A 7,161-nucleotide genomic window follows, 5' to 3' on the forward strand; every position below is an offset into this window, starting at 1 on the left:
GTCTCACCTTCTCTATTTCGCATAGCTGTAAAATACACTGCCTGCCTTTTTAAATTCTCTCTCCATAGAAGACCGTTCCGCCTGAACAGATTCTTCCTTCAGAGGATCAAAATATCTGATCTTTGTATTGTTATAGCTCATGACCAGAATAAATGTGCCGTTGGCTCTTTTTGCAATGATCGGCCTTCCTTTGCTGATGCAGTAGAGGACGTCTTCAAATTTACACCCGGTGTAATCCGCTGCCATTTTATCCATTGAATCATACAGCATGCCGTAAACATCTTTTTTACTCCGCTTCAGCTGACCATAGGTGACATCTTTTCCCTCGGAATCTGTGATCATTTTCACACAGGCAATTCCGGTCTCGTCTTTGGACTCCGCCTTCACCATTGGGATATTTGCCACTTTTCCATAGCTTTTCATGACGCCTTTTTCCCACAGGTACAGCTGGCTTGAATTGACCACCACCCCTGCATTTTTCTGGGCTTCTTTAATTGCTTTTGCCATATCCGTATAAGTGCCCTTCAGTGAACCTCCGGCATAAACATAGGCATTTTTATACCGCTGTTCATTGACCGCAAAGGATACGCCGCACTCTTTCTCAGTCTGGCTGAGCGCAGAAGTCAGATACTTCGGAACGGTCTGTACATATACATAATCAGGGAATGAAAGATATACCTGATTCAGACGGTCGCTTGTGTATCCGTATTCCAATGAAGCTTTATCCTCCGTCTTATCTTTGTAGCGGATATAATCCTCTTTCATGCTTTTGTACCCTGTTCCTGAGCGTCTGGCCGGACTGAGTACGACAACAGTTCCGTCTACCCTTGCGTCCGTAACATAGATTCCGCTCTTTTCAAACTTAGCCTGTTCCTGATTTTTGTCATCGGCAATTGCTACTTTTTTCATTGGAAACTGGATGGAACCGTCTTTTCTTGTCTTCACATCCCCTGCATCTGCAATACCGTACACAAGGTCGTCTTTCACAAAACCAACTGGTTTGATCCGTTCTCCCTTCTCACAGCGGATCTTATGCTCTTTGTTATTTTCCAGATCTATAATCCGTATAGCCGTTTCGTTTTCCGTTATCGCAAGCATTCCGGTTCCGGAGACTGCGACCATGCCGCTGCTGATATTTTTCGCGATGGTCTTTGACTCCCGGCTGTCCAGATCAACTTGATAGTAAGCCCCGTCCAGCTCAAAGTAGAACTTTCCGCTGTCACTCAAGTATGCTCCTTTTTCGATTTCATCTTTTAAATTTTCATACTGAATCTTCACCGGTATAAAGGCTTTCTCTTCTGTTTTTCCGCTCTCCGCTTCAAATTCATAGACCCCGATACCATTCTTCCCTTCGTGTTCTCCACGATTCATATATCCATATACAATGAATTTAATGTTACCGCTTTTATCCATCTCCATCACATGGATACCGTGCTGCGGATAATTATTTCGGGAATCTCTGTAATCTTCTCCTACAAAAGAAAACACTCTTGTCATGGAAGCATTTTTATAATCGTAATACCACAACTCATTTTCCTGAACAAATGCCGCTTTCCGCCCGCTGTTCCTGCTGATCAGTTCTTCGGGATTCATCTGCGTGATACCCATGAGTATTCTGTTGTTTGCCCGGTCCAGTGCGTCATAGCGGAAAAATGCATTCTGTGTCCGCTCATAATTGAGCAGATACATCCGGTCTTTGGAATATCTGATGCGAAAGTATTCTTTTACCTGATAATACTGCTTGATCCCTTTACTGTTTTCCGCAGACAAAATAAACCTGTACTCTACCGATGTCACATTAGAGCTGGCCTCTTTGATGACCGGCGCGTACATGCGCTCGGTTTTTGGTTTCAGTGATGCATAGCAGACCGCCTCCTGATTAGAAGAAATATCCACGAAAGAAAGATCATTTGTGATAGTTCCATCCTTTACTTCCAAATATTTTTTTACATATTCTGAGCTTCCCTCTGTTAAAGTCGCATCGTGGAATTCCTCTGCAAACTTCAGACACTCGGCAAAATGCAGATCGGTACCGTAAATAATGCGGGTATAATATGTGATCGTTTGCCCGTCTTCCTCTATCGACAGAGCCAAAAGATATGTTTTCCCCGACTCCAGGCGGCTCTTGACTTTTATGTCCGCTGCCGCTCCGCTTTGTTTCTGCTGAAAAGCCACGACTCCTTTTTCCAGGGCAGAGCGGTTATTCTCTTTATATATTTTATAATCCAGCGCTTCGACGGAGCTGTTTCCGTGTTTCATAAAAACCTGGAATTTATCCTCCTTCATGGGCGTGATGGAATCTCTCATCAAAGATGCGTCCACGGACTCTGTATATCCATGGAGTTCATTGATCTCTTCTCCTCCGGTGTTTATGGTCAGCACAGGCAGGGATGCCTGGCTGGTCTCACTGACACCCTGATTATTTTTTCCTATCAAAATATAATTCCATATTCCAAGAGCAAGAATAAAAATCAGTCCAAAGACTGCTGCTGGTATGGCTTTTTCCCGCTTCATAAGATCCTCCTAACATTCTCTCTGTCCTATCTGTATATTTTATCCGTTTTCCTGAGGAAACACAACAAATTTAAGGAAACTTTAAGAGCAGCAGACTGCTTGACGGTGATAGTAAAAAATTACAAAGACCAAATTATGAATTCAGACTCGGCGCTGATAATCTAAGGCTATTATTTTTTTCAGAAAATGATATAATAACTATAAATAAAAGAGGAGGAAAATTCATATGCCTGATCCCATTGTTTTTGCTGCATAGCAGGGAGCTATTTGCAGCCATGCTGAATAACAGCATGATTTATAACGTTTCAATCTCGACAAATAGCCCTTGCTGTTCCGATTTAATATTTTTATTTTAGGAGAGCAGTATGAGCTATAAGAAAGCAAAACATATACTTCCCCTTGAACTTCTTAAAGAAATCCAAAAATATGTAGAAGGGGAGAGCATTTATATACCAAGAAGATCGGACAGAAAAAAGCCCCGTGGGACTTCTGCCGCATCTCTAAAGTATTTTCAAAAGCGCAATGCACAAATATTTAGTGAGTATCTTGCAGGAGAGAGCCAGGATCTATTATCCGAAAAATATTTTCTGTCTCTGAAAAGCATTCAAAGAATCATCCGGCAGGAGAAAATGATCCATAACATGTAAAGGTGAGCCGATACGGATATAAAAACCGTATTGGCTCATCTTTTTTTCATAAAAAAAGATGAGGTTTGTACTGACGGAAATGAGTGATAGAATTTTTTCAGAATAACTAATTCAGGAGGTGACATTGTGAAGCGAATTTTAGAAAATCCGCCTTTTTTCTTTCCTAATCTAATTTAGAACAGGAAGGAGATTTTATGAAAAATAAGTTTCTCAGAACGGTTGTCTGGGAGGTACAGTACTTAACTCCGCCTCCAGCAGTGCGATACTGCAAAAAATGCGGAAGACAAAAAGAGTTTGTCAGTTCCGGACAGTTTAGGGTTAATGCACAGAGAAAATACCTGGACGTCTGGCTTATTTATAAATGTTTCGGCTGTGAAGCCACATGGAATCTGACTGTCTTATCCAGAATCCATCCAAAAGCAGTGAGCAGAGAACTTCTGGATAAATTCCACGGCAATGATCAAATACTTGCCCATAAATATGCTATGAATACAGATTTGTTGAAACGAAATGGCTGCAAAATCGGTCCATATGATTACAAGATAACCGGATGTGCTGCATTTGACGGACCTGTTAGACTGCATATCAGAAGTAATGATGCATCAGATGTAAAAGTATCGGCAATACTGCGTGAAAAACTGCAGTTATCCAGAAAAGAATTTGAAGACATGCTTTCAGACGGCAGAATACAAAGCGAGTCAGAAAATGATTTAACAAAGTGCAGGCTAGGGAAGGAGATCCTTTTAGTTATCTCATAAAAATACTCTCTGGATCTCCAAAAATACATAATTTGACATTTTAGTGATTATATTGTAAAATACTAGGTAATATTGAAAAAACTTTCCATATATGATAAACTAAAGGAGATAACAAAAGATGAAAAAGTCTAACAATATATCACTTAAAAATGACTATGCTTTCACACAGATCATGAAGCAGCCTAAGATACTCCGGGGATTTTTAAGCAGTATCCTGCATATTCCTCCTGAAAAGATCGGGACCATTCATATAAAAGACCGCCACCTTTCCAAAGATCTTCTGGAAGGAAAGCTTTCCATACTTGATTTGTATACCGTAGTGGAAGGGACCGGAAAAATCAACATAGAGATGAAGGTACTGCCCTACGCACACTGGGACAGAAGATCTCTGTCTTATTTAGCAAAGGTATACACTCAGGATTTAAAATCAGGAGAAGCTTATGCCAATTGTGTTAAGGCCATTCATATCAGTATTCTTGGTTTCAATCAGCTGACTGACACCGATTACTTTTACTCCTCTTTTCATATGAGAGAGGACAGCAGACACAGCCTATACAGCGATCAGTGGGAAGTTCATGTGATTGAGCTGCCAAAACTGAACTCTTCAAAAGTAAAAGAAGAGCATAAAAAGTTATATCAATGGGCATGTTTTATTTGCGCAGAGGGAGAGGAGGAACGTGCCATGATAGAAAAAGATCCTTATATTGAAGAAGCCATCAGAGAACTTGAATTGCTGGAACGCGATCCTGAACGTATGGACGAATATTTGTTCCGCCAAAAAAATCTTTCAGATTACGTCACCCAAATGGAGTACAGCAGAAAAGAAGGAGAATATACCAAAGTAATTGATCTGGTTCAAAAAAAGATGCAGCGAGGAAAAACTGAGGCAGAGATAGCCGATGCCTTAGAGGAAGATCCTCAGACTATCGCCTCCATTTGCCGTATGATCAGACTCTATCCTTCTTCCTCAAAGGAAGAAATTTATAAAGCATGGCAGAACAAACCCGGCACCGACTGACAAAAGATGCCGCAAAACAACTGTACTCCAGCTGTTTTGCGGCATCTCTGTCTTCATACATATGTTTTTTAATCAGAAAACATTCTGCATTTTCTCCTGTAACGGCATCTGCGGTGATAGAGTTCTCCTCCCAGCAGTGTGCAGACCATCTGATAAAGAAGGCGGTCTTTTTTAATACAGTCTTCTTTTTCCATTTCCTTGATCTTGTCATAGATATGATCGGCAAGTACAAGAACCCCCGTGCGGTCCAGATACTCGTCAAACATCATACTTCCCTTGTACTCCAGCTGATCGCAGGCATCCTCAATGTACTCAAGTACTTTACCTGCAACCGGTCCATACATCTTCGTAATGTACTGATAATCGTCCTCATCCTGCTCATCCATCATCACCATCGGCTTTCTGGAAAGAGACTCCATATCAAATGTAGGCAGATCACCCAAACCTTCACGATCCATCATTTTCGCTGCTCCTTTTCTCTACTGATAATATACTATGAGAAAGGAGAGAAAAAAGGTACAAAATTTTTAAGTTATCTGCGCATATCCTCCTGTTTCAGGCTGTGAATCTCTTCATTGATGGCCAGCATCTTGCTGTCCAGATAACTGATCATCTCTGCACATTCCCGAAGTTCTGACCGGATATATTCCGGAGCATGTCCGTCATACTTGTAATAAATTTTATGTTCCAGGGACGCCCAAAAGTCCATGGCAACCGTGCGGATCTGTATCTCTACCCTTGTTGGAACGACTGTATCTGAGAGAAAGATCGGAACTTTCACAATCATGTGATAACTCCTGTACCCGCTGGGTTTTGGATTGACCATGTAATCTTTGGTCTTTACAACTTCAATATCATCCTGATTGGAGATCATATCTACGATCCGGTAAATATCCGGGGTAAAGGAGCAGATAACTCTGATCCCTGCCACATCGTCAATATATCTCTCAATGTTTTCTACGGTAATGTCCTGCCCTTTTTTCATGAGCTTTCGGACAATACTCTCTTCACTTTTCATCCGGGATTCGATATGTTCGATCGGATTATATTTGTGTACAAATTTAAATTCGTCATTTAAAATTTCAAGCTTTGTTCCGATCTCTTTCAGCGCTGACTGATATAACAGCTGCATTTTCCGGTATTCTAAAAAAATATCCTTTACATCAGGTAATTCAATCTTTGCCATAGAATTCACACCTCTTTCTGAATTGTATCGTATCTGGTTCTCCTATGCCTGTCAGTTCTAAAGAATATTTTATCACGAGTACAGAAAGCTTTCAAACTTACAACTGTGAAATTTTTGTAACCAGCTCAGCACATCAGCATTCCTCCTGTGGCATCAAACGTAATACCGGTAAAATAGGAAGCCCTCTCTGACACAAGGAAGACGGCCGCATTTGCCACTTCTCTAGGATCTGCAATTCTTCCTATGGGTATCTTTTTGTTCTGTTCTTCTTCATCTTTTTTATCTTTAAAAGATTTCATCAGCATGTCCGTCTTCATGTATCCCGGAGCAATGGCATTTACAGTAATTCCGTATTCTGCAGTTTCCCTGGCAAGAGATTTCGTAAGCCCGATCAGGCCGGCTTTCGATGATGCATAATGAGAATGATTTCTTTTCGATCCCATGATGCCCGCTTTGGAAACCACATTTAAAATACTTCCCTTTTTTCCTGACTCCGTGAGATGGCAGATCAGCTTTTGAGAAAGCAGAAACGGCACTGTCAGATTCATCTCCAGAACTCTGCGAAAATCTTCTTCCGGCATTTTTGCAGCCATGGAAGTTGTCCAGGAGGCCGCATTGTTCACGAGGATATCTGCGCCCCCAAACTGTTCACAGGCAGCCAAAAACAGTCCTTTCCTGTCGGACTCCTCCATCATATCTCCCTGAAATCCAAAGACCTTTCCGGGACACTCCTGGTTTATTTGACGGATCAGTGCCTCCGCCTCGTCCTTTCCTGACCGGTAATTCATGACCACATTGGCGCCTTCCTCAGCCAGCACCCGACAGACTGCCCGTCCAAAGCCTTTTGCTCCCCCTGTAACGACTGCCGTCTTTCCCGATAACCCTAACTCCATGTGTACCTCCTTACAACTGCCGATATCTCCGAAACGCCTTTATGCCGTCCCGGAGATATAGAATCTGAACTTAATAAGTCATTTACCGCTATTTCCGTCGCGCTTTTGAAATGCATCCCTCCAATAGTGCTAAAAAACTATCGTT

Annotated in this window: 7 protein-coding genes; 3 read left to right on the forward strand and 4 right to left on the reverse strand. The window is 41.7% G+C overall.

The genetic code is table 11. The features are described 5' to 3' along the window. Window positions 1–12 precede the first annotated feature (12 nt). The gene (locus QVP35_RS00105) at window positions 13–2,514 is read right to left on the reverse strand and encodes a hypothetical protein (RefSeq protein WP_009291248.1); all 2,502 of its coding nucleotides are present in this window, start codon (window positions 2,512–2,514) and stop codon (window positions 13–15) included. 365 nt (window positions 2,515–2,879) lie between these two features. On the opposite strand from QVP35_RS00105, the gene QVP35_RS00110 reads away from it, so the two are divergent. The 3 genes from QVP35_RS00110 (at window position 2,880) to QVP35_RS00120 (ending at window position 4,937) form a co-directional block, all read left to right on the forward strand. Then, window positions 2,880–3,161, forward strand: coding sequence for a CD3324 family protein (locus tag QVP35_RS00110; RefSeq protein ID WP_006568008.1), 282 nt, complete (start codon window positions 2,880–2,882; stop codon window positions 3,159–3,161). A gap of 194 nt (window positions 3,162–3,355) precedes the next feature. Next, on the forward strand, window positions 3,356–3,919 hold the full coding sequence (locus QVP35_RS00115; RefSeq protein ID WP_009291247.1) for a DUF1062 domain-containing protein: 564 nt from the start codon (window positions 3,356–3,358) through the stop codon (window positions 3,917–3,919). Between the two features lie 118 nt (window positions 3,920–4,037). Next, entirely contained in the window at window positions 4,038–4,937 is a 900-nt protein-coding gene (locus QVP35_RS00120; RefSeq protein ID WP_009291246.1) for an Rpn family recombination-promoting nuclease/putative transposase, read from the forward strand. Window positions 4,938–5,005: 68 nt separating this feature from the next. On the opposite strand, the gene QVP35_RS00125 is transcribed toward QVP35_RS00120, so the two are convergent. The 3 genes from QVP35_RS00125 to QVP35_RS00135 form a co-directional block, all read right to left on the reverse strand. Continuing rightward, window positions 5,006–5,398, reverse strand: a complete 393-nt coding sequence (locus tag QVP35_RS00125; protein WP_006568012.1) for a hypothetical protein — start codon at window positions 5,396–5,398, stop codon at window positions 5,006–5,008. A 71-nt stretch (window positions 5,399–5,469) separates the two neighbouring features. After that, window positions 5,470–6,123 carry a GTP pyrophosphokinase gene (locus tag QVP35_RS00130; RefSeq protein WP_006568013.1) on the reverse strand — a complete coding sequence of 218 codons (654 nt, stop codon included), beginning with the start codon at window positions 6,121–6,123 and terminating at the stop codon, window positions 5,470–5,472. A 125-nt stretch (window positions 6,124–6,248) separates the two neighbouring features. After that, window positions 6,249–7,016: an SDR family NAD(P)-dependent oxidoreductase gene (locus tag QVP35_RS00135; protein WP_009291244.1), complete on the reverse strand. Its 768-nt coding sequence runs from the start codon at window positions 7,014–7,016 to the stop codon at window positions 6,249–6,251. Window positions 7,017–7,161: the final 145 nt, after the last annotated feature.

Source organism: Anaerostipes sp. CAG:276 (genome assembly GCF_000432215.1).
GTDB lineage: Bacteria > Bacillota > Clostridia > Lachnospirales > Lachnospiraceae > Anaerostipes > Anaerostipes caccae.

What these genes read in the sequence shown, in the direction of transcription:
- QVP35_RS00105 (WP_009291248.1), bottom strand. Translation starts at nt 2,514, where the DNA reads ATGAAGCGGGAAAAAGCCATACCAGCAGCAGTCTTTGGACTGATTTTT.
- QVP35_RS00110 (WP_006568008.1), top strand. Translation starts at nt 2,880, where the DNA reads ATGAGCTATAAGAAAGCAAAACATATACTTCCCCTTGAACTTCTTAAA.
- QVP35_RS00115 (WP_009291247.1), top strand. Translation starts at nt 3,356, where the DNA reads ATGAAAAATAAGTTTCTCAGAACGGTTGTCTGGGAGGTACAGTACTTA.
- QVP35_RS00120 (WP_009291246.1), top strand. Translation starts at nt 4,038, where the DNA reads ATGAAAAAGTCTAACAATATATCACTTAAAAATGACTATGCTTTCACA.
- QVP35_RS00125 (WP_006568012.1), bottom strand. Translation starts at nt 5,398, where the DNA reads ATGATGGATCGTGAAGGTTTGGGTGATCTGCCTACATTTGATATGGAG.
- QVP35_RS00130 (WP_006568013.1), bottom strand. Translation starts at nt 6,123, where the DNA reads ATGGCAAAGATTGAATTACCTGATGTAAAGGATATTTTTTTAGAATAC.
- QVP35_RS00135 (WP_009291244.1), bottom strand. Translation starts at nt 7,016, where the DNA reads ATGGAGTTAGGGTTATCGGGAAAGACGGCAGTCGTTACAGGGGGAGCA.